The following is a 26,208-nucleotide window of genomic DNA, read 5'->3' on the forward strand; positions in this document are numbered from 1 at the left end:
GATAGCGGCAAGCCACCCGAGGGTGGCTTGCCAATCATATGACGTCACAGGCGCCATGGGGGGGGCGCCCCGTCAGAGACTGTGCTCGGTGCGGGCGATGATATCATCTTGCGCATCCGGGGATAAGGCGGTGAAGAAGGCCGAATAGCCCGCCACCCGTACCACCAGATCCCGGTACTGATCCGGATTGGCCTTGGCCGCCAGCAGGGTTTCGCGCGAGACGATGTTGTACTGCACGTGCCACCCCTTGTGCACCTCGAAGAAGGTGCGCAGCAGGCTCATCAGCTTGGCCTTGTCCCGCTCGTTCTCAAGGCTGGCCGGGCTCAGCTTCTGGTTGAGCAGCACCCCGCCGAGGATAGCCGCCGTGGGCAGCTTGCCGATGGAGTTGAACACCGCCGTCGGGCCGAGACGATCCGAGCCCGAGGAGGGGCTGGCCCCTTCCGCCAGCGGCGTGCGGGCGTGACGACCATCCGGGGTGGCCATGGTGGCGGCACCGAAGGGCACGTTGGCGGAGATGGAGGAGGTGCCCGCATAGTAGGTACCGCCGATGGGGCCGCGGCCGAAGCGGGTGTTGTGCAACCCCTTGAGCTCGTCGATGTAGCTCTGGTAAGCCTGCACCAGCAGCAGGTCAACCTCGTCCAGATCGTTGCCATATTTGGGGGCGGCGTTGGTGAGGCGCTGACGCAGCTGCTCCCCTGCCAGTCCTGAAAAATCTTGCTCGAGTGCTTCGGCCAGCTCTTGCTGATCCACAATCCCCTGCTCGAACACCAGTTTCTTCAGGGCAGCCAGGCTGTTACCGAGGTTGGCAATTCCCACCTGTAGACCTGAGACCCAGTCATAGACGGCGCCCCCCTCCTTGATGGTTTTGCCGCGCTCGATGCAGTCATCCACCAGGGTGCTGCAGAGGATGTCATGGGCTTGAGCCTCCAGCACGCTGTCGACCACGCAGTCGATCTCGATGGATTTGCGGGTGAAGTAGCGCACCTGCTCATCCCAGTGGGCCATCACCTCGTCAAAGTTGCCAAAGCTCCCGTCTCGCAGCGACTGGGGCTGGGGCAGGAATACCTTGCCGGTTGTGGCATCGCGGCCGCCATCAAGGGAGGCCAGCAGGATGCGGGCGAAGTTGATAAAGCTCATGCCGGTGCAGCGATAGCCCCATTTGCCGGGCACGGCGGTCTCGATGCAACCGATGGCGGCGTAGTGGTGGGCATCTTCCACGCTCACCCCGAGCTTGATGAACTCGGGGATCACCACCTCGTCGTTGTTGAAGGCGGGCATGCCAAAGCCGCAGCGGATCACCTGAATGCAGGCGTCGAGGAAATCCTCGCTCATCCCGGCATGGTAGCGCACCGAGAGGTTGGGTTGGGTGGATCGGAGCTGGCCGCAGGACTCCAGAATCGCGTAGGAGAGGCCGTTGACTGCGTCATGGGCAGTGCCATCCCGCCAGTTCTGGCCGCCGATGGTGACGTTTTGATAGAGCGGGCTGCCGGCGGAGGCCTTGGAGTGGGTGCCGGAGCGGATCTTGTTCACCTCCAGCAACTTGAGCCAGCACCCTTGCAGCAGTTCGATGGCGCGTGTCCGAGGCAGGGATTCCGACAATTCCACCTCGCGGCGATACCAGGGGTAGAGGTACTGATCCATCCGGCCAAACGACACCGAGTGGCCGTTGGATTCGATCTGCAGAATGAGCTGGATGAAGTAGCAGAGCTGCAGCGCCTGCCAGAAGGTCTCGGGGGGCTGGTGGGCGATGTGGGCGCAGTTGAGCGCGATGGTCTCAAGCTCGTTTCGGCGCTCGGGGCGAGATTCTTGTGCTGCCATATCATGGGCAAGTGCGGCGTAGCGCGCGATGTGATCGCTGACCGCATCCAGAGTGATGGCGATGGCGTGCAGGAACTGCTCGCGCTGCAGATCGGCCCAATCCGCCAAATCCAGCCGACTCCGCCGCTCAGCCACCTTGGCCTTGAAGCCATCGAGCCCCAGCGTGAGCAGCTCCTCATAATTGACCGCGAGGTGGGCATCCCCCGAGGTCATGTTGCCCTCGGCCTTGATGATGCCGCTCTCCAGCAGCGCTTTTTGCTCGTCGGTAACGAGGCCGAAGCAGCGATCCTGCACCGTCTGGCCGCGCCAGAAGGGGGTGAGGGCGTGGATGATCTCCTTGTCGGTTTCGCTGACCGCAAAGCCGGCGCCGGGGCGGTCGGCCAGCTCGTCGATCTCCTTCTCGATCCAGCTCACCGTGTATTCCGGAAACAGCGGCGCCGCCCGTACCTGACGGGCCTGATTGCCGACGATAAGTTCGTCGTGCTTGATCCAGATGGTGCGCTCCTTGAGGTGATGGGCCAGCGCAAGAGCGCGGCGCACCGGCAGCGGCCGGGCGAGATGAGCCTGATAGGCCTCGGTGTAGTGGCGGGCACGCTCGGTGCAGACCGGTGGCTGAACGATGTGGATCAGGCTCTCTTTGTGGGCGCGGATCCGCGGGCTGAGTGTATTGAGGTCGAGCTGGGTCATGATCTTATCCTCTGGTCACAGGGGTCAGCCCCTGACGTTGGGCGTATGCGTGGGCAAAGCTGAGTAAATAGGGGTCATCGAGCGGTGTCTCCGGCGCCTGATAGGGCAGATCCAGCAGGGCATATTTGCCCATCCCCAGGGTGTGGTAGGGGAGGAAGTGGATCTCCTGCACCGTGCCGAGGCTGGCGGCGGTGTCGGTGATGGCGCTGATCGATGCGCGGTCGGCATTGAAGCCGGGAATGAGCGGCACCCGGATCTGCATCGGCACGCCGTGCTCGGCGAGGCGTTTGAGGTTCGCGATGGGCAGCTCCACCTTGCCGCGGGTCCAGTGGAAGAAACGTTCTTTATCCACGTGTTTGAGATCCGCCAGCAGCAGATCCAGTGAGGGGAGGCTTGGCTCAATCTGGTGCCATGGCACATGGAGGCAGCTCTCGACCGCGGTGTGCAGCCCTTCGGCCTTGCAGCGGGCCAGCAGGGACGCTGCAAAGTCGGGCTGCATGAAGGGCTCACCGCCGGAGAGGGTGATGCCACCGCCGCTGCGCTCGAAGAAGGGACGATCCCGCAAGATGGTGTCCATCAGGGTGTCCAGCGTTTCATCGCGGCCGCACACCTGCAGCGCTTCGCTCGGACAGAGGCCGCGCAGCCGTTCCATATCATCGGCCTTGAGGGCAGAACGGCTGAGCTGGATGCCCTCGCTGTCACGCAAGATTGCCGGACACGCCTGGCTGCAGAGCTGGCATCCCTCGATGCACTGGCGCCGGTCGAGTAGTATGTCCTGCTTGGGAGAGCGGCTTTCCGGGTTTTGACACCACAGACAGGCCAGCGAGCACCCCTTGAGAAACACCAGGGTGCGAATGCCGGGGCCATCGTGAGTTGAATATCGTTGCAGGTCGAAAATCACACCGCCTCCTTTTGTTTTTTATTCTATTTGCTTTCATTCGAAAGTTGATTTGATTTCGATCAAGCTATTTGCAGATGTTTTATCGCTAGAATGGCGACATATTGAACATCCCGTTAAGGAGTTAGAGATGGAGCTGTATCTCGATACCGCTGATGTGGCAGCAGTGCGTCGCTGGTCACGGATCCTGCCGTTGGCCGGTGTCACCACCAATCCTTCCATTACTGCCGCCGGGGGATTGCCGCTCTGTGAGCTGCTGCCCGCCCTGCGCGACGTGCTGGGGCCCAAGGCGCGCCTGTTTGCCCAGGTGATGGCCAAAACCGAAACCGAGATGGTGCGCGAGGCATTCGCCCTGCGTGAACTGGACCCGGATCTGGTGGTCAAGATCCCGGTGTGCGTAGAGGGGCTGGCTGCCATCAAGAGCCTGACCGCCAACGGTGTGCCGACTCTGGGAACTGCGGTATACACTCCGTTGCAAGGCTGGCTGGCGGCGGTGGCGGGAGCGGATTATGTCGCACCTTATGTCAACCGGCTGGATGCCCAGGGGGGCGATGGCATCGCCACCGTGCAGGAGCTGCAACAGCTGCTTGAGCTGCACGCCCCGAACAGCAAGGTGCTGGCGGCGTCATTCCGCACTCCCCGTCAGGCCCTTGACTGCCTGCTGGTCGGTTGCCAGTCCATCACCTTGCCGCTCGATGTGGCGGAGCAGTTGCTGAACGTGCCGGCGGTAGATGCGGCGCTGGTGAAGTTTGATCAGGATTGGCAGCGCGCCTTCGGTCGCTGATTGCAGTGACAAGCGGATTGCCGTGATTGAGGGGGGGGGGGGGTGAAGAAGCGCGGGTGATGGGGATTGACCGACTAGACTGGAAACAGGTGGCTACATTCGCTGGCCGCCTTGCAGTCCACCGGAGGTATTCCATGAGCGACCATCTGCTACTCCCCCATGGTGAAGATTTGCGTCGTGCGGTGCGTTGGCTCAGCGAGCATCATCAGCACGATATCGCCGCCATTGAAGAGGCCAGCCTGCGTTTTGATCTCTCGCCGCTAGATGAGGAGTTTCTGATCCAGCACTGGCTCGACAGCCAGCGCCCATCATGAATATCTGAGGTGAGAGATTTAGAAGAAGTTGGCGAGGTTGATGCCAAACTCTTTGGGGTCGACCGTGTTTTCGATGCTCTCCTGCACCCCTGACTTGGCCAGATCCAGCCACTGTACCTCGAGGTAGTGACGCTGGGTGGCGTGATAGATCACCTTGACCACCGGCTTGAGCGGCTGCTGCTCGTTGCGCTGCATCACGATAGCCAGGCGCTGGTTTGAGAGCTGTACCAGAGTGCCCACCGGATAGACTCCCATGCACTTGATGAACTTGGTAACCAGTTCGGCATCAAAGTGCTGATTGATCCCCTTGAGCAGAATGCGGAAGGCCTGGGTCGGCTGCATACCCGCTTTGTAGACCCGATCCGCGGTGATGGCATCATAGACATCGACGATGCCGCTCATCCGGGTATAGAGAGAGAGCTGCTCCCCCTTGAGTCGCTGCGGATAGCCGGTGCCATCGAGCCGTTCGTGGTGGTTGGCGGCTACCTCCAGCATGGTGGGGGTGATGCCCGGGGTATTGCTGAGGATCTCGTAACTGTGCACCACATGCTGGCGCATGATGGCGAACTCCTCATCGGTCAGCTTGCCCGGTTTATTGAGCACCTCGTCCGGGGTCATGATCTTGCCCACATCGTGCAGCAGGCCACCCAGGGTCAGCTCCTTGAGTACGCTGCGCTCAAGCCCCAGATAGCGGCCGAAGTTGGCCAGCAGAATGGCCACGTTCATGGAGTGCTCCATCAGGTAGGCATCCTTGGCGCGAATACGGGCCAGACAGAGCATGGCATCGCCGTGGGTGAACATGGTGTCCACCATCTCTTCGGCGACTTCGGCCAGCGGGGTGATGTCGATAGGCTCACCCGCTTTGAGGTGGCGAATGAACTTGCCTTGCAGCTCGCGCGCTTCCTGATAAAGGCGGCGGATTTTAAGCTCCCGCCCTTCGCCGTTGGCACTGGCACGGCGCCCTACCTGGGCGCTGTTGGCATTGAGATCGGGGGAGGTAACGGCATCACTTTCGGCACTGCCCAACTTGCTGCGGGCCAGATCGATGCGTACCGTGAGCACCCCCTGACGTACCAGATTGGCAATTTGCGCCACGCTGGTCACCAAGCCCATCTGGGCGATCTCCATCCCACCTGTCTGGCTGGCGATAGCAATGACATACATGCCGGGTTTCAGCTGGTTGATGGGAATGACGGGATAGGATGCTTGAGACTTCATGAGGGCTTCCTGACTCTTATTATTATGAGTATCGTTCGGATGGGTTACACCGGAGAAGTGTAACATCGGATGACCAGTTCGTCATAATTGGCAACCCCTTAACAGTGGCGTTGTCGCCCCCGCCCGATATAATGACGCCCCTTTACTTGTTGGACTCCGAGGTTGTGAATGCGGCTTGATAAATTTCTGTGCGATTGTTCGGATTTGACCCGCTCGCTGGCAGGCAAACTGATCCGTCAGGGTGAGGTCATGGTGGATGGCATTGTGGTCAAGCAGCCCGCCTTTCATATCAATGAGCAGAGCCAGATCGAGTTTGACGGCGTGCTGCTGACGCTGGAGCAGCGCAACCGCTATTTCATGCTGCACAAGCCGGAAGGTTACGTCTGCTCCAATGAGGATCCGGATCACCCGACAGTCTTCTTCCTGATGGATGAACCGGCGATGGGCAAGCTGCACGTAGTGGGTCGCCTCGACCTCGATACCACGGGTCTGGTGCTGGTGACCGACGACGGTCAATGGTCCCACCGCATCACCTCGCCGCGCCACGAGTGTGCCAAGACCTATCACGTCTGGCTGGCCGATCCGGTGAGCCCGGATGCAATCGAGCTGTTCGCCGAAGGGGTCTACCTGCGTAACGAGACCGATAAAACCCGTCCTGCCCAGCTGGAAATTCTCGGCGAGTGCGAGGCCCGCCTGACCATCCACGAAGGCAAGTACCATCAGGTCAAGCGGATGTTTGCCTCCATCGGCAACAAGGTCGTTGGCTTGCATCGCGAGCGGGTGGGCGGTCTGACGCTGGATGAAGAGTTGGCACCCGGTGAATACCGTGAGCTGACCGCTGAGGAGATTGACCTGTTCTGATCAGGGATGGTGCCGGGGGTCAGTGAGTGCTGAAACCCAGCACCAGCGCCGTGCCCAGGGTGGCAATCAGTGCCCCCGCCCAGGCGGCAACGGATGGCCGCTCCCCCGAGTGCCACCACAACAGCGGCAGCAGCAGTACCGGCGTGGTAGAGGAGAGAATGGCCACCATGCCCACCTCGCCCTGCCGCAGCGCCATCAGGATCAGCGTCATCCCTAGCCCCATCGCCAGAAAACCGTTGGTGGCAATCATGGCGAGGATCTGGCGATTGACCGGTTTGAGCGGCATGGCCAGCGGCAAGCGCCCCAGCCGCAGGACGCAGTGGGCCAGCAGGGCACTGCCCATCCGGATACCAGATGCACTCACCGCATCCACCTCACCACTCATCATCACCGGTTTGGCGATGATGGCTCCCACGCTCTGACACAGTGCCGCCGTCAGGCCAAGGCCAATTCCCAGCGCCAGATTGCCACGGATCTGCTCCCACTCGTTGCTGCTACTGCGTCTGCCAAACAGGATCGCCAGCATCACGCCAGCAAAGACCAGCATGGCCCCCAGCAGTCGCCAGCCTGTCAGCTGTTCATTAAAGAGCCAGAGCCCAAGCAGGGCGGAAAACAGCGCATGGCAAGAGAAGAGCAGGGCACTGCGTCTTGGCCCCAACCGGTTCATGCAGGCAAACAGCGCCGTATCGCCCACGAAGATGCCGACCAGCCCCGAGATGGCGAGCAGGGGCAGGGCGCTTGCGGTGAGGGTTTGCCAGCCACCGGTGAGCAGACTCATGGTGCCGAGCATCAGGCTGACCAGAAACATGCGCCAGCGGCTGTAGGCAAATGCGCCGAGATGACGGGCCGGTTTGACCGAAATTAGCGCTGCAACTGCCCATAAACTGGCCGACGCGAGGGCCAGCCACTCATAACCCATAAAAACTCCTGAAAAAATTAACCCGAAAGACTCCATCTCCCGGGCAAGCCCGATACAATACGGGGCGTTTTCGGGGATAACAAGAGCGGCATCAGGCATTCATCAGGCGCGCCGTCGGCCTTCCCCTCCTGCAGTGGTGTTATTCGAGGTTTTGTCATGAGGTATGGTTTCTTCCCCAAGCTGGCGCAACGCTGGCTCTCCCCGCTATTGCTTGCCGTGCTGGCAGGGCCCCTGGCCCATGCCACCACCGTTGAGCAGCAGCCCCTGCTTGCCGATCGGCAAACCCTGGTAAAGGGCAACGGTGCCGAGCCGGAGTCGCTGGATCCGGCGCTGGTGCGCTCCGGTTTTCCGGGGGAGGCGGTACTGGTCGATCTGTTTGAAGGGCTGGTCAGCGAAGATGGTCAGGGGCATATCGTCCCTGCTCAGGCACAGCGCTGGGAGGTGAGTGAAGATGGGCTGGAGTGGCGATTCTTCCTGCGCCCTCAACTGAAATGGTCCAATGGCGAGCCGCTGGTGGCCGCTGATTTCGTCTATGCATGGCGCCGTCTGCTCGATCCGGCCATCAACTCCCCTTCTGCCGGATTGCTGCTGGCGACGGGGATCAACAATGCGCAATCCATCTATGCCGGTGCGCTGGAGCTCGGCAATCTGGGCATTGAAGCGCAAAGCGATCAGATCCTGAAAATCACTCTGGAGCGGCCGGCTCCCTATTTCCTGCAGCTCATCAGTCAGCGCCCTTTTGTGCCGGTCAATCAGAAGGCGATAGCCCAGTTTGGCAAGCAGTGGACCGAGCCCGGCAAGTTGGTGAGCAATGGTGCGTACCGGCTGACAAGTTGGACGCCGAACGAGCGGATCGAAGCCGAGCGCAATATCCACTACTGGGATGACCTTCACACCCGTATCGGACAGGTCACCTATTTGCCTATCACTTCGCAACATGCCGAACGGCTGCGCTATGAGGCTGGTGAAATACAGCTCACCAACAAGGTCTCCCTCGGCTATTACCAAAAGATGAAGCGCGAGTCTCCGGAGCGGCTCTGGGGCTTGCCGCTGTTTGGTACCTATCTCTATGCGTTCAATCTGAAGCGCCCCGAACTGCAGGATGTGCGGGTGCGTCAGGCGCTCTCCATGGCGGTTGATCGACAGCAGCTCATTGGATCGGTGAGCGGGCAGGATGAACAGGCAGCATGGTCGCTGTTGCCGGAGATGCCGGGTTACCCCCGGGTGATATTGCCTGTGGCGCTTGAAGATATGCCAACCCGCCAGGCCAAAGCGGCAGCGTTGCTGTCAGCGGCCGGGTATAACAGTGCCAATCCACTCAAGCTGAGCATTACCTACAACAGCGCCGAAACCCACAAGCAGATGGCGATGGCCATTGCCGCCATGTGGCAGAAGCTGGGGGTGCAGGTCACCCTCAACAGTCTGGAGTGGGGCGCCTATCAGGTGGCAAAGGATAGCGGTGATTTTCAGGTGGCCAGAAGCTTCCTGTTTGGCGATTACGTGGAGCCGTCAGCCATGCTGGGCAGCTTCCGTTGTCAGGATCTGCGCAACGAGAGCGGCTACTGCAATCCCGACTTTGATCTGCTGCTGGAGCAGGCAGCCAATACGCTGGACAGCGCGAGCCGGGTTGAACTCTACCGGCATGCCGAACAGTTGCTGCTTGAGGAGGCGCCGATCCTCCCCGTGTATCATTACAATCAGATGAGACTGGTCGATCCCGCGCTGCGAGGGCTGCCCAGCCAGAATTTGAAAGGGACGATTGCCACCAAGGATCTCTATTTCAGCCCGCAGTGAGGAGCATTTCATGAAACTTGCCATCATTTCCGACATCCACGGCAGCATCATTGCGCTGGAGCGGGTGCTGACCCAACTTGAGCCCTGGCAGCCGGACCACTATCTGCTGCTCGGCGATCTGCTCAACCATGGCCCGCGCAATCCTCTGCCGGAAGGGTATAACCCGGCCGCGGTGGCCGATCGGCTCAACGAGCTGGCGCCACAGATCATCGCGGTGCGGGGCAATTGCGATTCCGAAGTGGATCAGATGCTGTTGCGCTTTCCCATCACAGCCCCCTACAACCAGTTGCTGATCGATGAGCGGCGCTGGTTTGTCAGCCATGGCCATCTTTATCGCCCGGACGAGGTACAGCTGCCTGTGGGCAGTCTGTTCCTGAGCGGCCATACCCATGTGCCGGTGCTGGAGTGGCAGGGGGAGCGGGTATTGATGAACCCGGGGTCGATCTGTTTCCCGCGCGGCGAGTTGCCTGCCAGTTACGGGAGCTATGAGGACGGGGTACTGCGCGTTAATGCGTGTGAGGACGGGCGAGAGTTGTTGCGACTGGTGCTTTAAAACCGAGAGCAAAAATGCAAGGCCTGATAAGAGATGTCAGGCCTTGATACCGTAGGAGCGGGTGCCAGAGCGAGTGTTACCCTTGGCGTCATAGGTCAGGCTGTTGCGATCGCGCAGCTGACTCAGAAAGGTTGCCAGACGACGGTTTGAGACGATGCTCAATTCAAGCAAGCGACCGTTGATATCATTTTGTGCCTGGCAGGCATCCAGTTTTGCACGAAGCTGTGCCATCTCGTCGGGATAGGCTGCCAGCTGCAGTGCCAGTTCCGGCATCTCTGCGAGAGTCTTGTCCAGAGTTTCTATCGCAGCAAGCAACTGCTGTTTGCGCTCGGTCAGTGCGGGCAGGGCCAGTGCCTGATGCTGTTCGAGCAAGCTGAACTCCTCTTCCAGAATGCCTTGCATCTGGCTGAGATAATCATCTTGGGTGTGCAGTAACGAAGGTAAGTCCATCATCCCAGAACTTTGTCCAGATTGGCCTCAAAACTGAACATCTTCTTGGCCACAGCGTCGCTGTTAACCTGATATTCGCCACTCGCGACGGCTTTTTTCAGCCGTTCGACCTTGCTCTCATTGCCGGTCGAGGCGGTATTGAGGTTTTGTTGCATCTTTTGCAATTGTTGCGCCTCACTGGTCAAGGAGACGGAGTCCAGCTTGACAGTAGCCGCTTTGTTTTCGGGCGATGAGGTGACTGACTTGCTGCCTGTCCCCTGGCTATTAGCGGTATTTTGCAACCGATTATTCGCCAAGTTGTTGATATTGTTGATGGCCATTTTAGTTACCTTCGTCTGCTTTAAGGTTTGCTTACCTGTATATCGGTGCGGCAGATCAAAACTTTAGAAAAAAGTTGTCAAGGATCCGGATTTAAAAAGTGACCGATACGGCACCTACTGCACTGACTTTACCCTCAACGGTTTTGCCGGAGCGAATATTGACGAGTTTGATGATCTCTCCGAAGCTGCCATCTTGCAAGGCTCGGGCCATGGTTTTGATCTGGAAGTTGCTGTTTTCTGCCGTCAGGGTGACCTGATCCCCTTTGCACACGACACAAACCTGGCTCAAACGGATGGGTTGCCCCGGTTTTAACTCCCTCTTGCTGCGTACTCCGACAAGAGGGGCTGTGTCAGTCAGGTAGTCGCCGCGGATCAGGGTCTGATCCTGATAGGCCAACACCAGCTGGCTTTCACTCAGCAGGTCCCCCTTGGCGATGGGGTTGGTCACAGTGACATAGGGCTTTTGAATGCTGACCCGCACCGGGAGATAGACGTCCCAGGGTTTGTCTTCCTCACACTTAAGGTAAACTGTTGTATTACGGCGAATTTCCATTTTTGCTGGTAAGCTGATAGTGAGCAGGTCTTCGCAGCGGGTCAGTGGGAGCCGTTCATCCAGTGTGGCAGAGGTAACCTCGGCTCTGGCATCCAACGGAATATCCAGCTGGCTGTAAACGAACTCTTGTGCCTTTTCTTGCAGATAAGTAGTGACGTCCGAGGCGTAGCTGGGAGATATGCTGCCAAAAAAGAGGCTGATGAGTAAAAGTCGGTTAATCATTTTCGCTCGTTGGTCGATAAGTTGTTCACGCATATCACCATATTTAACTATGATTGCTTCAGAATCTGTTCGTTGTCACATCGATAGTCTGACGCAATCCATCACGCATGCATGATTAATGCCAAGCGTTTTTAGGGAGTGTTTATGGCCAGTATCCTGGACTCGGTCAACCAACGTACCCAGCTAGTGGGGCAAAACCGGCTGGAGTTGTTGTTGTTTCGTCTCAATGGACGTCAAAGATTTGGCATCAACGTATTCAAAGTGCGTGAAGTGTTGCAGTGTCCCCCCTTGACCGTGATGCCCAAACTGAACTCCTGCATCCGCGGGGTCGCACATATTCGTGGCCAGACTATCTCGGTCATCGACCTCAGCATGGCGGTTGGCAAACGCCCGATTGATGATCTGAGCAAATGCTTCATTATCATCTCCGAGTACAACCGCTCTATTCAGGGCTTTTTGGTGCATTCGGTCGAGCGCATTATCAATATGAACTGGGAATCCATCCTGCCTCCGCCTAAAGGTGCGGGTCGCATCAACTACATGACAGCCGTGACAGAAGTCGATGGCGAGTTGGTCGAAATCCTCGATGTTGAGCGGATATTGAACGAAATTTCGCCGGTTGCAACGGATGTGAGTGAGGAGTTGGTTCAGGCCAGCGTCGACCACCCGACTCTGGGGCGTCCTGTTCTTGTTGCGGATGACTCCTCAGTGGCACGCAAACAGGTACAACGTGCGCTTGAGGCTATCGGTGTCGAGTGCGTGTTGGCAAAAGATGGCCGCGAAGCATTGAACATGCTGCTGGAAATGACCAAAAATGGTCCTATCAAGGATCAGGTTGCGCTGGTTATTTCGGATATCGAAATGCCGGAAATGGATGGCTATACCTTCACTGCCGAGATCCGGAATAATCCCAATCTCAAGGATTTGCATGTTATTCTGCATACCTCGCTCAGTGGAGTATTCAACCAGGCAATGGTGCAGAAAGTTGGTGCGAACAATTTTATCGCCAAGTTCCAGCCTGATGAATTGGCCAAGGCCGTACAAAACGCACTCTAATAAAGAAGAACAGCTGCATGAAGACACTTTCGGACGACTTATACAAACAGTTCAGCAACTTTCTGGCGGTACAGAGCGGAATTGTGCTGGGGGATAACAAACAGTATCTGGTGAAGAGCCGTCTTTCACCTTTGATGGCTCAGTTTGGCATCGAGAGTCTGTCTGATCTGGTTACCCGTGCAATGAGTGTGCGAGAGCGTGACCTGAAAATGGCCGTGGTGGATGCTATGACGACCAACGAGACCCTCTGGTTTCGTGATACCTATCCGTTTCAGCTTCTTACCGACAAGATTTTCCCCGAGTTGGGGAAAAGTGGCCGCCCCATCAAGATCTGGTCGGCTGCATCCTCGTCAGGTCAGGAACCCTATTCCATTGCCATGACGGCACTGGAACAGCAGATGAAAAAGCCGGGGACCTTGCCTGGTGGCGTGCAGATTGTCGGGACGGATATTTCGACGACCATGCTCAATCAGTGTAAGGAAGGCGTTTACGATAGCCTTGCTCTGGCGCGCGGTTTGTCACCGGAGCGCAAGAAGATGTTTTTTGAGCCTTACGGTGATAACAAGATGCGGGTTGCCGAGCGAGTCAGAAAATTGACCACCTTCCGGCCACTCAACTTGCTGGAGAGTTATAGTCTGCTCGGCAAGTTTGACATTATCTTTTGCCGTAACGTGCTTATCTATTTTGCGCCGGAAGTGAAGTCGAAGATCCTCAACCAGTTTGCTGCCAGTCTCAACCCCGGTGGATATCTGATGTTGGGCGCGTCGGAGTCACTGGCCGGGTTGACCGACCGGTTCGAGATGATCCGCTGCAATCCGGGGATTGTCTACAAGGTCAAATAGGCCTGATGGCCTTGATATTCGGGGTCTGCCGAATATTGCCAGTTCATGCAAAGAGGGAAGCTACGAGCTTCCCTCTTTCTTAATCTACAGCTCAGTCTTTCTATTTACCTACCATATCTCGCCACTGTAAAAGTGGTTGCAACCTTAAGGTGGCCAAATGATGCCGTCTGACTCAAGGCACGAGATGCTCCTGCTGTTTTCGGTCTGAAATGTGCTCATACCCAAACCATCGAACTGAGAGATTTGCTTATGGCACACCTCTTGCAGACAAAATAAACCAAGCAGGAGGTGTGCTATGGCTCTTTCATTTGACAAGGCATTCGGTGTGCATCAACACACCATAAGCGTTCGCGCCAAGCGTGCTGAGGTGCTTTCCAGCAATATTGCCAACGCAGATACCCCGGGCTTCAAAGCCAGGGATATCAATTTTGCTCAGGCATTGCAGGAGGCTCAGTCGCATCAGGGTTTTGGTTTGGCAACGACCAGCGAAAAGCACTTTGCCTTGAATATGGACGCCCCGGGTACCGTGCAATATCGCAACCCGCTGCAACCGGATACCGGTGACGGCAATACAGTCGATGTGCAGCAGGAGCGCAGCGAATTTCTGCGTAATAGCCTCGAGTATCAAACCTCCCTTGAATTTATGAATAGCAAGATCAGTGGCCTGCTAAAGGCCCTGAAAGGAGAGCAGTGATGAGTTTGTTCAAGGTCTTTGACATAGCAGGCTCGGCTATGAGCGCACAGTCAGTGCGCCTCAACACGGTTGCCAGCAACATGGCCAACGCGGACAGCGTCAGCTCCAGTGTGGAAAATACTTACCACGCCAGGCGGCCAGTCTTTGCCGCCCAGCTCGAGCAGGCGATGTCTGACAAGCAGGGCTCAGTCGGGGTTGAGGTGAAGGGGATTGTCGAGAGCAAGGCGCCACTGCTCAAGGAGTACAATCCCAACCACCCGATGGCGGATAAAGACGGTTTTATCTTCAAGCCAAACGTCAACATGGTTGAAGAGATGGCCGACATGATCAACGCCTCGCGCAGCTACCAGACCAACGTACAGGTTGCAGATTCGGCCAAGAAGATGCTGCAGCAGACGCTCCAGCTTGGCAAGTCCTGATAGGAGGGATGCAGCATGGTCGATACAACCAACAGTGCTAACGGTATAAGCCGTACCACGACCCAGGCGACAGGCACCACCACGACGCCCAAGAAAGAGCTGGATCAGGCTTCCTTTCTAAAGCTGCTGACCATGCAGCTGTCGTATCAGGATCCTTTCAAGCCTGTTGATAACGCCCAGATGCTCTCCCAGATGGCATCCATGTCGACATCTGAGGGGATCAGCAGTTTGTCCACTCAGATGGGTAAGCTTAATGACCAGATGATCTCCAGTCAGGCGCTGCAAGCCTCCGCATTGGTGGGACAAAATGTGCTGTTGCAGAGCAATACCGGCTATCTGGATAAGGAGGGCTCTCTCCCCGGTGTTGTGGCTGTGGGAACGACGAATAAATATTCGAGCGTCAAGGTCACCATCGAAGATGAAAAAGGCCAGGTTATCAAGGAATTCTCTCTCGAAGGGGAGCAGCGAGGCAACGTTGAAGTTGCCTGGGATGGCACAGACAAAGATGGAAAGCGGGTCAAGTCAGGTAAATATGTGATTAAGGCAAGCGGTACTCTGGATGGCAAATCCGAAAGTATTGCTGCTTATGCTTACGGCAAGGTGGATAGTGTGGCGCTGGGCAATGCGAGCAATCCGACAATGCTTAACGTGAAAGGCTTGGGTAGCACGCTGTTGAGTAGCATCTTGCAAATTTCAGGAACTAATTCAAACCAGACGGTTACACCGTCAAAAACCACGTCGACAGCATCGATCTAAGGAGCTGGATATGTCATTTAACAATGCCTTGAGCGGTGTCAACGCGGCACAAAAAGACTTGAACGTCACCGCCAACAACATTGCCAACGTTAACACCATGGGCTTTAAAGAGTCCCGTGCCGAGTTTGCGGATGTCTACGCCAACTCCATTTTTGTCAATGCCAAGACCCAGGTCGGTAACGGTGTGGCGACAGGTGCGGTTGCTCAGCAGTTCCACCAAGGGGCGCTGCAATTTACCAATAACGCACTGGATCTGGCTATTCAGGGTAACGGCTTCTTTGTGACCTCTGACGGTCTGACCAATCTGGATCGCACCTACACCCGTGCCGGTGCCTTCAAGCTCAATGAAAACAGCTATATGGTCAACAATCAGGGCCATTATCTGCAAGGTTACGAAATCAACGCCGATGGCACGCCTAAGGCGGTAAGTATCAATGCGACCAAGCCGATTCAGATACCTGACAAGGCCGGTGAACCAATCAAGACAACCAAGATTGACGCCAGTTTCAACCTGCCATCGACAGCGGCGCCCCTGCCCGCAGGTAATGCGGTGGGTGATGCCTCTACTTTTGACCCCAAAGATTCGAAAACATATTCCTCTTCAACTTCTGTGGTGATTTATGACTCACTGGGTGAGCCGCATACCATCACGCAATATTTTGTCAAAGAGGCTGACCCGGCAGATCTGACCAAACCCGCCAATCCTACAGCTTGGCGTATGTACCTCTACCAAGGTGATAAGCCTATTGATATTGTCGGTGGTGTCACACCCACTATGGCAACTGGTTTGAGTCAGGCGCCTGCTGGTGCAAGAGTGACCTTCGGGGCTGATGGCAAGATGATTACCCCGACTACACCGGCGACCATCAAGACAGAGCAATTGGGAGCCGCGCCCCCGGCAGGTGCTGGCATTATCACCAATGGTGCAGATCCCACTCAGCAGGTGGATATCAACTTCGGAACGGTGACCCAGTATGCTTCACCGTTTGAAGTCAACAAGTTGACTCAGGATGGTTCCACTGTCGGCCGTTTGACCAAGGTGGAGATCACTCCGGACGGCATCGTGTCCGCGACTTACAGTAACGCAACCACCATCAAAGTGGCCATGGTGGCAATGGCAAAATTTGCCAACTCGCAAGGATTGACTCAGGTTGGCGATACCTCCTGGCGTCAGTCTCTGCTCTCTGGCGATGCCTTGCCGGGGACGCCGAACTCGGGTACTTTCGGGACCATCAAATCATCGGCGCTGGAGCAGTCCAACGTGGATTTGACCTCCGAGCTGGTGGACTTGATCACTGCCCAGCGTAACTTCCAGGCCAACTCTCGTTCTCTGGAGGTCAACAGTTCGCTGCAGCAGACCATCCTGCAGATCCGTTAATCGCGCAATAAATGATAATGAGAGGGGGCTTGGCCCCCTCTCTGTTTCTGTCGCATTCCCATCCTCCTTCTCCCCCCATATCTCTGCTGTTGGCACTCTAATTGCATTTCTCCTGTCAGAGTCATCTGTTTGACGGAGAATTCCATGGATCACCTGCTTTATATCGCCATGTCCGGGGCCAAAGAGACCATGAACAGCCTGGCTGTTCGGGGCAACAACCTCGCCAATGCCAATACCACCGGTTTCAAGTCCGATTTTGAGCAGGCCAGAAGCATGCAGGCGTTCGGAGAGGGCTTGCCAAGCCGGGTGTTTGCCATGGCTGAGCGCCCGGGTCAGAACCTGCAGCATGGCATGTTGATGACCACCGGACGGGATCTGGACGTGGCGGTGGATGGTCCGGGCTGGATTGCCGTGCAGGATCCAAAGGGCGGCGAGGCCTATACCCGCATGGGGAATTTGCAGGTCAATGCGACCGGCAACTTGCAAACCTCGACCGGCCTGAATGTGGTTGATGACGGCGGTCAGCCAATCGTGTTGCCGATGCCGATGGAGAAACTCGAGATCAATCGGGATGGCACCATCAGCGGTCGACCGGAAGGGGCTGCCGCCAACTTGCCGGAAGATTTTCAGCGGATCAAGCTGGTCAACCCTGCCGCCGATGCGGTGGAGAAGGGCCAAGATGGTCTGTTTCGCCGCAAGGATGGCCAGAATGAACCCGCCTCGGCCAATGTCGGCCTGATTGCTGGCTCCCTTGAAGGGAGCAACGTCAATGTGGTGGATGAGATGACCAACCTGATCCGGCTGCAACGCCAGTTCGAAACCCAGGTCAAAATCATGAAGACGGCCGAAGAGAATGATGAAGCTCAAACCCAACTGCTGCGAATCAGCTAATCAAGGAGTTACACTATGAATCCTGCACTCTGGATCAGCAAGACCGGGTTGGATGCACAGCAGACCAATATTTCGGTTACCTCGAACAACCTGGCGAACGCCAGCACCGTGGGCTTTAAAAAGTCACGGGCCATCTTTGAAGATCTGCTGTATCAAAACATCAACCAGCCTGGTGGCCGCTCTTCTGCCGATACCGAGCTCCCCTCCGGCTTGATGCTGGGGGCGGGTGCCAAGGTGGTGGCGACCCAGAAAAACCACAGTCAGGGTAACGTACAAACCACTGACAACTCGCTCGATTTGATGATCAGTGGTCGTGGCTACTTTGAAATTCAGCTGCCGGATGGCAGTGCGGCCTATACCCGTAACGGTCAGTTCACCCTCAACGATGAAGGGACCATAGTGACGCCGGGTAATGGCTACCCGCTGCAACCGGAAATCCAGATCCCGGAAAACGCCCAGAGCGTTACGGTGGGTGAAGATGGTCAGGTCTCGGTGCAGCTCAAGGGCGATGGCGCTTCTCAGGTCGTCGGTCAGATCAACATCTCCGACTTCGTCAACGCCAGCGGCTTGCAGCCGATGGGGGAGAACATGTTTGTCGAGACCCAATCCAGTGGTGCTGCCGCTCAGGGGACTGCCGGTGCCGATGGCTTGGGGGTGATCAAGCAGGGGATGCTGGAGACTTCCAACGTCAACGTGACCGAAGAGCTGGTGAACCTCATTCAGGCTCAGCGGGTCTACGAGATGAACTCCAAGGTGCTCTCCGCCGTGGACGGCATGATGTCCTTCCTGATCCAGCGTACCTAATTAGGAGGTGCATGATGAAAGCCGTATGGATGCTGGGATTGTTGGTGCTGGGAGGGTGTAGCAGCACTCCCAATACGCCCAAGCCTGATGATCCCGAGTTTTCCCCCGTCTACGGGGAGTCGGAGCCGGTGTCGGTGCGACCGACAGGGGCGATTTTCCAGCCGGATCAGGTCAATGGCATCTATTCGGATATCAAGGCACACAAGGTAGGCGACATCATTACCATCGAGTTGTCGGAGTCGACCTCCGCCTCGAAAAAGGCCAATACCCAGAGTGGCAAGAATAACAAGTTCAATCTGGACCCGGTCAAGTTGGGTGGCGTGCCCGTGACCGCCAGCCCCTATGATCTCTCAGCCTCCATTGCTCAAGACAGCGCGTTCAAGGGCCAGGCCAAGGCGGATCAGAGCAACAGCCTGCAGGGCAATATTTCGGTCAGCGTGGCCAAGGTACTGCCCAACGGCAATCTGGTGGTGCGCGGCGAGAAGTGGATCATGCTTAATAATGGCAATGAATATATCCGGATCACCGGCCTTATTCGCCCGGAGGACGTGACGTCTGATAACAGTGTTTCGTCCCAGAAAGTGGCCAATGCCCGCATTTACTACGGTGGTACCGGCGATCTGGCCAATAGCCAGGAGCAAGGGTGGCTTACCAGCTTTTTCAATGGTCCCTGGTGGCCGCTCTAGGAGATGTTATGAAGTCACTCCGTCTTGTCACACTGCTCTGCTGTCTGCTGCCCTTGGGCGTGGCCAATGCGGCCCGGATCAAGGACATCAGCTCGGTTGAAGGGGTGCGTAACAACCAGCTGATTGGTTACGGTCTGGTGGTGGGGTTGCCCGGTACTGGCGAGAAGAACAACGCCTTCACCGAGCAGACCTTCCGTACCATGCTAAACAATTTTGGCATCAAGGTGCCGGATAACATCAAGCCCAAGATCAAGGATGTTGCGCCGGTGGCGATCCATGCCGACCTGCCCCCCTTCTCCAAGCCGGGCCAGACCATCGACGTGACGGTCTCTGCCATTGGCGAGGCCAAGAGCCTGCGGGGCGGCACTCTGCTGCAAAGCTTCCTGAAAGGGCTCGATGGGCGGGTCTATGCGGTCGCGCAGGGTAGTCTGGTGGTTGGTGGTCTGGGGGCCGAGGGGGCTGATGGTTCCAAGGTAGTGATCAATACCCCGACCGTCGGGCGGATTGCCAACGGTGCGACCGTGGAGCGGGAGGTGCCCAACTCCTTCAGTCAGGGGGACACCATCACCTTCAACCTTAACCGACCCGACTTTACTACGGCGCGCCGTCTGGCCGATGTGGTCAACGATCTGGTGGGGCCCAATACCGCTCAGGCGCTCGATGCTACCTCGGTCAAGGTCTATGCCCCGCGGGATCCGGGTCAGCGGGTCTCATATCTCGCGACCATCGAGAATCTGGAAGTGGATCCGGCCAACGAGGCGGCCAAGATCATCGTCAACTCCCGCACCGGCACTATAGTGATCGGCAGTCAGGTCAAGCTCAAACCTGCGGCCATCAGCCATGGCGGGTTGACGGTGACCATCGCCGAAAACCAGCAGGTCTCCCAGCCCAACCCGCTGGCAGGAGGAGAGACGACGGTGACCAACAACTCGACCATCAATGTCCAGCAGGAGCCGGGGCGAATGTTCAAGTTTGATACCGGTGCGACCCTGGACGATCTGGTCCGGGCGGTCAATCAGGTCGGGGTCGCCCCCGGTGATTTGATGGCCATCCTTGAGGCGCTGCAGCAGGCAGGCGCCATCGAGGGGCAACTGGTCATATTGTAACAAGCGGCAAGTGGTTGCCACGGGTGGCAATGAGGTAAGCAAAATGGCGGAGTTTGACAGCAACAGCGGCATGAATCTCGGGATGGTACAGGACATCAAGAACCTGGACCGTCTGCGCCAGATGAGCCAAAGCAAAGAGGGACAGGCCGAAGCGCTCAAGAGTGCGTCACGCCAGTTCGAGTCAATCTTTACCCAGATGCTGTTTCAGAGCATGCGTCAGGCCAACGGGGTGTTGACTCAGGACAACCCGATGAACAGCAGCTATACCCAGTTCTATGAAGGGATGCTGGATGAGCAGCGGGTTGCCGACATGTCCAGCAAGGGGGGACTGGGATTGGCTGACATGGTGGCCAGGCAGCTCTCTCCCGAGACCTTTACCCATCAGGATGGACGGGTGCTCAAGATGCCGCAGCGCACCGAACGGACCTACAAACCCTATCAGCCCCCCACGGCGGCGGCCGATGATTTGATCGCAGCATCAAAAGTTGGCAAAGATTTTGCTGAAAAAGAGATGACCGAGGAGGTCAAGGAGAGCCACGCACTCACTATGCCCCGTCGACCGCACCGCAGCATTCCGCCCATGGGACGCATGGCCAGCGAAGAGGGCAGTGCCACCGGTAGTGGGGGCAAGGAGTTCGATACGCCGGAAGAGTTTGTTAATCGCCTGATGCCGCTGGCCAAGAAAGCGGCCGACAAGCTGGGGTTAAGCCCGGCGGTACTGGTCGCTCAGGCGGCACTGGAGAGCGGTTGGGGCAAGCGGGTGATCAAGGATGGCGAGGGGCAGGTGACCCATAACCTGTTTGGCATCAAGGCCGATCCGCGCTGGGAAGGGCCAAAGGCGGTGGTTAGCACGCTTGAGTATGAGCAAGGCGTCGCCTCCCGCCAGAAAGCGGCATTTCGCTCCTATGAGTCGTTTGAAGAGAGCTTCAATGACTACGTGGACTTCCTCACTTCCGGCTCTCGCTACAAGGGAGCCCTGGCGAAGGTGGATAGTCCCGATCGCTACTTTGAGGCGCTGCAACAGGCGGGTTATGCCACCGACCCGCACTACGCCAGAAAATTGAAACAGGTATTGCGCAGTGATGCCATTGCCCAATACAACGAGATGGAGCTGTAACGTATGGCAAGCGACCTGCTTGGGATTGGTTCATCGGGCGTGCTGGCACAGCAACGCCTGCTGCAGACCACCAGTAACAACATAGTGAACGTCAATAGCCAGGGCTATGTGCGTGAGCGTACGCTGGTGTATACCAATACCATCGGTCTGGGGACCGGTGACATCAAGACCCAGCGGGTAATCAACGACTATATGCAGGGGGAGGTGCGCCGTGATACCTCCGCCTATCATGCCTCCCTGACCCATTATGAACAGTTGGCTGGCGTTGACAGCTTGCTTGGGGATACCAGCAACAGCGTGGGGGCGACCATCACCTCCTACTTCAAGTCATTTCACTCTGCCAATGAATCGCCTGCCGAGATCGGTGGGCGCAAGGTGGTGATGACGGAGTTGAGTGGCATGGTCAACCGTTTTCATACCCTCTCGGCGCAGCTCGACAAGCAGAGCGATACCCTCAACACCCGCATTGAAGATGAAACCAAGCAGGTCAACAGCCTGCTCATCAGCATCAATGATCTTAATCAGGCCATCATCCGCACTCAGGGGTCACCCGAAGAGAACCTGATGCTGTTTGATCAGCGGGATGAGGCGATCCGCCAGCTGTCGGAGAAGATGGATATTCGTACCGTAGCCCAACCCAACGGCAGCATGCTGGTCAATATGAGCACCGGCCATTCGCTGATCCTCGATGGGGGCGTCGCCCAGTTCAAGGTGATTGCAGGAGATCCTGACTCCCGAGATCAGGAGCTGCAACTGACTCTGGGGGATAATCAGGCAACCATCGACCACGATACGTTTGGTGGCGCCATGGGGGGGCTGTTCAAGGCGCGTACCGACCTTGAGCCTACCAAGCGCGAACTGGGGCAGCTGGCCGTGGCGATGGCCGATGCGATGAACCAGCAGAACCGCCTCGGGATGGATCTGGATAACGAGATTGGCGGCGATATTTTCACCCTGCCTGCCAGCAAGGGCTTACCCTACGGCAATAACACCGGGACGGTCGGGGCGAATGTCAGCTTCGTGCCGGGCAAGGGGACATCAGTGACCCCGTTTGATTACGAAGTGCGCTTTAGCAGCGCCACCGGTTATGAGGTGTTCTCGCTGGACAAGTCTGGTAATCGAACCTCTGTGGCGACTGGCACGACCCCTCCTGCAACGTTTGAACTCACGGGTCACGGCATTTCAATCGATCTCACCGGTGCGCCGGCTGCGGGTGACAGACTGTTGCTGCAACCGACCAAAAGTGCGGCCGCCGGTCTGGGTCAGCTGATCACCCGACCGGAAGATTTGGCCCTGGCCTCTCCGCTTAAAGCGGAAAAGACCACCAATAATGGCGGCGGGGCTGATATCAAACTGGGTGGCGTATTCAATACAGGTGCAGGGTCAGGTTTTGGTACCAATAGTCTGAGCCCGACAGCGCCTCAGGTCGTCAAGATTGACGCCAACGGTAACTATCAGGTGTTTCAAGCCGATGGCACGACCCTGATTGGCACTGCCCCTGCGAGCAGCAAGGGGCAAAACCTGATGTCTGCGATCGTCAACCCTTTCCCCGCCGGAGCTGCAGTCTATGCCAACCCGAAACAGGCGCCAGGCTACGAGTTCAGCATCACCGGAACGGTGGATGCCGGTGACAGCTTCAAGCTCAGTTACAACAGCAATGGCTTTGCCGATAACAGCAATGGCCTGGTTCTGGCTGAGCTGCAAAACAAGGATCTGGTGCGCAAGAGCACCAATGGTGGGACGACCAACGACAAGATGACCTTCAATCAGGCCTATTCCGGGTTGGTGATGGAAGTGGGTAACAATACCAGTCAGGCAAAAACGCTGCTCAAGGCCAATGAGTCCAAGCTTATCCAGAGCACCGGCATCTTTGAAAGCGTGTCTGGGGTCAATCTGGAGGAGGAGGCGGCCAATCTGATCCGCTTCCAGCAATCCTATGCGGCATCGGCGCAAATCGTCAGCACGGCCAAAACCATTTTCGATACACTGCTCTCTTCCGTGAGGTAACGTCATGCGCATCACCACCAACATGATCTACGACCGGAATATCTATTCCCTCAACAGTGCCAACGAGCGGTTGAATACTGCCTATCAACAGCTGCAAACCGGCAATAAATTTCAGACTGCCGGCGAAGATCCTGCGGGGATGAGCCAGAAGATGGCACTGACCAAGGAGATCGACCTGTTCAAGCAGTACAGTGTCAATGGCAGCTTGCTGGAAAACAGCCTGGGGCATGAGGAGACGGTATTAACGTCGATTAACAATGCGATGCTTAGTGCCCAGACTCTGATCCAGAAGTCAAATAATGGCGCTATCAGCATGGATGATCGCAAGGCCATAGCCAGCGAGCTGGAAGGGTTGCAGCAGCAGATGTTTGACCTGATGAATAGCAAAAACTCCTCGGGTGAATTTATATTTGGCGGCAATCAGAGCAAGACCCAGCCATATATAAAAGACGCTAACGGAAAATATATTTATCAGGGTGACCCTGGTCAGCGAAATATTCAGGTCTCACCCACGGTACAAATTGCTGCCAATGATTCCGGGCAAGATCTGTTTGAAATCGTGGCGACCAGAAGAACCGCCAGTGCAACCACAGCAAATATCAAGGTTGGGATAGGCGATCAGGGTAACTTTGATAATTTCTATAAGTCCAATTATAACTCGGCACTGCCCAGTAATACCTATACCGTATCAACCACCATAGGCCCACCGGATACCTACGATATCAAGGATGCCGGTGGTGCTACCCTGCAAACGGGTAACTACACTGCTGGCACCAAGATCCCTTTCAATGGATTGGAGTTGACCGTCAGCTCGCCTGCGGGCAGTTCTGAGCAGTTTGATCTTAATCCACCGAAGAATGACAACATATTGAATGGTATGTCGGATTTTATTACCGCCTTGCGTGATCCCGCTATTACCGCTGACAACTTTGCGCTGGAAGTAGCCGATGCTACCGTCCATATGAAAAATGCTCGTCTGAATATCGATCATGGATTGGGGGAGTTGGGTGGCAGGATGAACAGTCTCGAGGCAGTCATGGATTCTAACGAGGGGTTGAGTACCCTCAACGCCGAGGCGAGAGCCAAGGTATCGGAAGCGGATCTCTATGAAGTGATTTCCGCGCTGTCAAAAGAGGATGCGGCATTGAGTGCCTCGCAACTCTCTTTCAGCAAAATAAGTCGTCTGACGCTATTTGACTATATTCGCTAATTAAAGAAGGGCCCCTTTGGGGCCTTTTATTTTGTCCAGACTATGAAAATTGGTTCCGTGTCATCTCCTGCCAATTGTAACAAGCTGTTGCCGTTGCCCATTTAATGGGAGCTGCGGGGTTGACCTCCCTGCGGGATTGGATAATCATGCCGCCCGCACAACAGAGGGTTGTGCGAATTATTTGCAGCATCTCGTTAGGCGAGGCTCCTGTATAAACACAGGCCACTGATCTCACGACGTCCAGAGACGCCCAAGATCAGGACAGTTTTCATCGGATTAAGGTGTAAACCCAAGTGGCTTCCGGCATGCCGGATACGTTATACAGTGCTAAAGCTGGTACGTGGGGATGATGACACGCCGAACGGCGTCATTTCCTGCCTATTACTCGTCAATCAAATTGCTGTTTTCTTGTCGTTGCACCCGGCTATTTCCGGAGGCATTCAGGCTCGCCTGAAATCACATGAGGATATCTGTGATGAAGAAAACACATACCATTCTTAACCGTCACCAACTGCTCGATCTGGCCGCCCTGCAGGGTTGGCTGGAACATAATCTGGATCCGGTTCAGCGCGCCGATCAACTGCTGACCCTGCGTCCGGAAGAGCTCAACTGCATCTTTGATACCCTGCCAATCCCGCAAGGGGCCGCACTGCTTGGTTCACTCTCGGCCGAGAGTGCCGGGCGCCTGTTGCAGCGGCTCCATGGCAGCATCGTCAGCGTGTTGCAGGAGGCCATTCCCCGCCGTGATATGGTCGCCATCCTGCGCAAACTGAGTCGTCAGGATCGCACCATGTTGCTGGCTCGCTTCCCGACCCAGGCTCAGGCCATCTATTACTCCCTGCTGGATTGGCCCACCGAGTCGGTGGGGGCCAACATGCGCCACGAATATCTGGCGGTGCGGGAGGAGGACACGGTCGGTCACGCCAAACAGCTGATCCACGATGCCTGGGACAATGCCCAGCTGTTTCGCCATATCTATGTGGTCAACGGGGACGGTCGTCTGCAAGGGAGCCTCTCCCTCAAGACCTTACTGATCGCCGACCCGCTGGCCAGTGTCGCGACCCTGATGGATCGGGAGACGGTGCGGATCAACGCCCGAGCCGATCAGGAGCTGGCAGCGCGCCTGCTCATCGACCGCGATCTGTCGGTATTGCCGGTCGAGGATCAGGGGCGACTGGTCGGTATTTTCCACGTCGATGATGCGGCGGATATTCTGGAGCTCGAATCCACCGAGGATGCCGAGATGCAGGGAGGATCATCACCGCTCGATACTCCCTATCTGCAGGCGACCCCCTGGCAGCTGTGGCGCAAACGGGTGGGCTGGCTGCTTATCCTGTTTGTGGCGGAAGCCTACACCGGCACCGTGCTGCGGGCATTTGAGGAGCAGCTGGAAGCGGCCATCGCGCTGGCTTTCTTTATCCCCTTGCTGATCGGTACTGGTGGTAACAGCGGCACCCAGATCACCACCACCATAGTACGAGCCATGGCGGTCGGGGAGGTGAGTCTGCGCAATCTCGGCACAGTGCTGAAAAAGGAGCTCTCCACCGGTCTGCTCATCTCGGGTGCCATTGCCATGGCGGCTTGGGTACGGGCATGGAGTCTCGGCGTCGGTCCCCAGATTGGCATGGTGGTGACCTTTACCATCATCGCCATCGTGCTCTGGAGTGCTACGGTCGCGTCCATTATTCCCATGGTGCTGCGCCGTTTCCGCATCGATCCGGCGGTGGTCTCTGCGCCATTCATCGCGACACTGGTGGATGGTACCGGCCTTATCATCTACTTCGAGATGGCCAAGTGGTTGTTGCCCGAGTTGCAGTAACCGGGAGATTGAGATGAAAAAGGCAGCCATTG

Annotated in this window: 26 protein-coding genes and 1 riboswitch; of the genes, 19 read left to right on the forward strand and 7 right to left on the reverse strand. The window is 56.8% G+C overall.

The genetic code is table 11. The features are described from left to right. Positions 1–72: 72 nt before the first annotated feature. Positions 73–2,505 (reverse strand): formate C-acetyltransferase/glycerol dehydratase family glycyl radical enzyme, encoded by a 2,433-nt coding sequence (locus OKC42_RS02145; protein ID WP_270819020.1) that lies wholly within the window; start codon positions 2,503–2,505, stop codon positions 73–75. Positions 2,506–2,509: 4 nt separating this feature from the next. Further along, positions 2,510–3,406: a glycyl-radical enzyme activating protein gene (locus OKC42_RS02150; protein WP_270819021.1), complete on the reverse strand. Its 897-nt coding sequence runs from the start codon at positions 3,404–3,406 to the stop codon at positions 2,510–2,512. A gap of 127 nt (positions 3,407–3,533) precedes the next feature. Here OKC42_RS02150 and fsa point away from each other — a divergent pair, with 127 nt between their 5' ends. Together fsa and OKC42_RS02160 are read left to right on the forward strand one after the other, a co-directional pair. Beyond that, complete coding sequence (gene fsa / locus OKC42_RS02155) at positions 3,534–4,187, forward strand: fructose-6-phosphate aldolase (RefSeq protein WP_270819022.1); 654 nt, start codon at positions 3,534–3,536, stop codon at positions 4,185–4,187. A 134-nt stretch (positions 4,188–4,321) separates the two neighbouring features. Further along, positions 4,322–4,501 (forward strand): hypothetical protein, encoded by a 180-nt coding sequence (locus OKC42_RS02160; protein WP_201951526.1) that lies wholly within the window; start codon positions 4,322–4,324, stop codon positions 4,499–4,501. 18 nt (positions 4,502–4,519) lie between these two features. Here the strand turns inward: OKC42_RS02160 and OKC42_RS02165 are convergent, their stop codons facing one another. Continuing rightward, a complete protein-coding gene (locus tag OKC42_RS02165) occupies positions 4,520–5,719 on the reverse strand; it encodes an HD-GYP domain-containing protein (protein WP_270819023.1) in 1,200 nt (399 codons plus the stop codon). Between the two features lie 168 nt (positions 5,720–5,887). On the opposite strand from OKC42_RS02165, the gene rsuA reads away from it, so the two are divergent. After that, complete coding sequence (gene rsuA / locus OKC42_RS02170) at positions 5,888–6,580, forward strand: 16S rRNA pseudouridine(516) synthase RsuA (protein WP_270819024.1); 693 nt, start codon at positions 5,888–5,890, stop codon at positions 6,578–6,580. A 19-nt stretch (positions 6,581–6,599) separates the two neighbouring features. Here rsuA and OKC42_RS02175 read toward each other — a convergent pair whose 3' ends face one another. Continuing rightward, on the reverse strand, positions 6,600–7,499 hold the full coding sequence (locus OKC42_RS02175) for a DMT family transporter (RefSeq protein WP_042057436.1): 900 nt from the start codon (positions 7,497–7,499) through the stop codon (positions 6,600–6,602). Between the two features lie 156 nt (positions 7,500–7,655). On the opposite strand from OKC42_RS02175, the gene OKC42_RS02180 reads away from it, so the two are divergent. Together OKC42_RS02180 and yfcE are read left to right on the forward strand one after the other, a co-directional pair. Then, entirely contained in the window at positions 7,656–9,293 is a 1,638-nt protein-coding gene (locus OKC42_RS02180; RefSeq protein ID WP_270819025.1) for a peptide ABC transporter substrate-binding protein, read from the forward strand. Positions 9,294–9,303: 10 nt separating this feature from the next. Next, complete coding sequence (yfcE, locus tag OKC42_RS02185) at positions 9,304–9,846, forward strand: phosphodiesterase (protein ID WP_158111119.1); 543 nt, start codon at positions 9,304–9,306, stop codon at positions 9,844–9,846. Between the two features lie 36 nt (positions 9,847–9,882). Here yfcE and OKC42_RS02190 read toward each other — a convergent pair whose 3' ends face one another. The 3 genes from OKC42_RS02190 to flgA form a co-directional block, all read right to left on the reverse strand. Further along, on the reverse strand, positions 9,883–10,299 hold the full coding sequence (locus tag OKC42_RS02190) for a flagella synthesis protein FlgN (RefSeq protein ID WP_040066163.1): 417 nt from the start codon (positions 10,297–10,299) through the stop codon (positions 9,883–9,885). Continuing rightward, positions 10,296–10,616, reverse strand: a complete 321-nt coding sequence (gene flgM, locus OKC42_RS02195; protein WP_005334177.1) for a flagellar biosynthesis anti-sigma factor FlgM — start codon at positions 10,614–10,616, stop codon at positions 10,296–10,298. Before flgM ends, OKC42_RS02190 begins: the two co-directional genes overlap by 4 nt. Before the next feature lie 91 nt (positions 10,617–10,707). Then, on the reverse strand, positions 10,708–11,391 hold the full coding sequence (gene flgA / locus OKC42_RS02200) for a flagellar basal body P-ring formation chaperone FlgA (RefSeq protein WP_270819060.1): 684 nt from the start codon (positions 11,389–11,391) through the stop codon (positions 10,708–10,710). A 144-nt stretch (positions 11,392–11,535) separates the two neighbouring features. Here flgA and OKC42_RS02205 point away from each other — a divergent pair, with 144 nt between their 5' ends. From OKC42_RS02205 to mgtE, 14 genes are all read left to right on the forward strand, one after another. Then, on the forward strand, positions 11,536–12,447 hold the full coding sequence (locus tag OKC42_RS02205) for a chemotaxis protein CheV (RefSeq protein ID WP_005334174.1): 912 nt from the start codon (positions 11,536–11,538) through the stop codon (positions 12,445–12,447). Between the two features lie 17 nt (positions 12,448–12,464). Beyond that, entirely contained in the window at positions 12,465–13,289 is an 825-nt protein-coding gene (locus tag OKC42_RS02210) for a CheR family methyltransferase (protein WP_005350656.1), read from the forward strand. 295 nt (positions 13,290–13,584) lie between these two features. Further along, complete coding sequence (gene flgB / locus OKC42_RS02215; RefSeq protein ID WP_005334169.1) at positions 13,585–13,983, forward strand: flagellar basal body rod protein FlgB; 399 nt, start codon at positions 13,585–13,587, stop codon at positions 13,981–13,983. Further along, the gene (gene flgC, locus OKC42_RS02220) at positions 13,983–14,402 is read left to right on the forward strand and encodes a flagellar basal body rod protein FlgC (protein WP_194496725.1); all 420 of its coding nucleotides are present in this window, start codon (positions 13,983–13,985) and stop codon (positions 14,400–14,402) included. Before flgB ends, flgC begins: the two co-directional genes overlap by 1 nt. Before the next feature lie 15 nt (positions 14,403–14,417). Then, entirely contained in the window at positions 14,418–15,158 is a 741-nt protein-coding gene (locus OKC42_RS02225; protein WP_110302906.1) for a flagellar hook assembly protein FlgD, read from the forward strand. A gap of 10 nt (positions 15,159–15,168) precedes the next feature. Beyond that, positions 15,169–16,536 carry a flagellar hook protein FlgE gene (gene flgE / locus OKC42_RS02230; protein ID WP_100654063.1) on the forward strand — a complete coding sequence of 456 codons (1,368 nt, stop codon included), beginning with the start codon at positions 15,169–15,171 and terminating at the stop codon, positions 16,534–16,536. 144 nt (positions 16,537–16,680) lie between these two features. Further along, on the forward strand, positions 16,681–17,427 hold the full coding sequence (flgF, locus tag OKC42_RS02235) for a flagellar basal-body rod protein FlgF (protein ID WP_005334159.1): 747 nt from the start codon (positions 16,681–16,683) through the stop codon (positions 17,425–17,427). A 15-nt stretch (positions 17,428–17,442) separates the two neighbouring features. After that, positions 17,443–18,231, forward strand: coding sequence for a flagellar basal-body rod protein FlgG (flgG, locus tag OKC42_RS02240; RefSeq protein ID WP_005334158.1), 789 nt, complete (start codon positions 17,443–17,445; stop codon positions 18,229–18,231). Positions 18,232–18,245: 14 nt separating this feature from the next. Then, positions 18,246–18,917: a flagellar basal body L-ring protein FlgH gene (gene flgH / locus OKC42_RS02245; RefSeq protein WP_005350662.1), complete on the forward strand. Its 672-nt coding sequence runs from the start codon at positions 18,246–18,248 to the stop codon at positions 18,915–18,917. An 8-nt stretch (positions 18,918–18,925) separates the two neighbouring features. Next, positions 18,926–20,023, forward strand: coding sequence for a flagellar basal body P-ring protein FlgI (locus OKC42_RS02250; RefSeq protein WP_005350664.1), 1,098 nt, complete (start codon positions 18,926–18,928; stop codon positions 20,021–20,023). Between the two features lie 43 nt (positions 20,024–20,066). Next, positions 20,067–21,140: a flagellar assembly peptidoglycan hydrolase FlgJ gene (gene flgJ, locus OKC42_RS02255; protein ID WP_270819026.1), complete on the forward strand. Its 1,074-nt coding sequence runs from the start codon at positions 20,067–20,069 to the stop codon at positions 21,138–21,140. 3 nt (positions 21,141–21,143) lie between these two features. Beyond that, complete coding sequence (locus OKC42_RS02260; RefSeq protein WP_270819027.1) at positions 21,144–23,147, forward strand: FlgK family flagellar hook-associated protein; 2,004 nt, start codon at positions 21,144–21,146, stop codon at positions 23,145–23,147. Between the two features lie 4 nt (positions 23,148–23,151). Beyond that, positions 23,152–24,357, forward strand: coding sequence for a flagellar hook-associated protein FlgL (flgL, locus tag OKC42_RS02265; protein WP_270819028.1), 1,206 nt, complete (start codon positions 23,152–23,154; stop codon positions 24,355–24,357). 183 nt (positions 24,358–24,540) lie between these two features. Next, a riboswitch (M-box (ykoK) riboswitch) is annotated at positions 24,541–24,710 on the forward strand. Positions 24,711–24,832: 122 nt separating this feature from the next. Then, positions 24,833–26,176: a magnesium transporter gene (gene mgtE / locus OKC42_RS02270; RefSeq protein WP_270819029.1), complete on the forward strand. Its 1,344-nt coding sequence runs from the start codon at positions 24,833–24,835 to the stop codon at positions 26,174–26,176. Positions 26,177–26,208: the final 32 nt, after the last annotated feature.

The sequence above is a fragment of the Aeromonas sp. Y311-2 genome, from assembly GCF_027706025.1.
GTDB classification, from domain to species: domain Bacteria; phylum Pseudomonadota; class Gammaproteobacteria; order Enterobacterales; family Aeromonadaceae; genus Aeromonas; species Aeromonas veronii.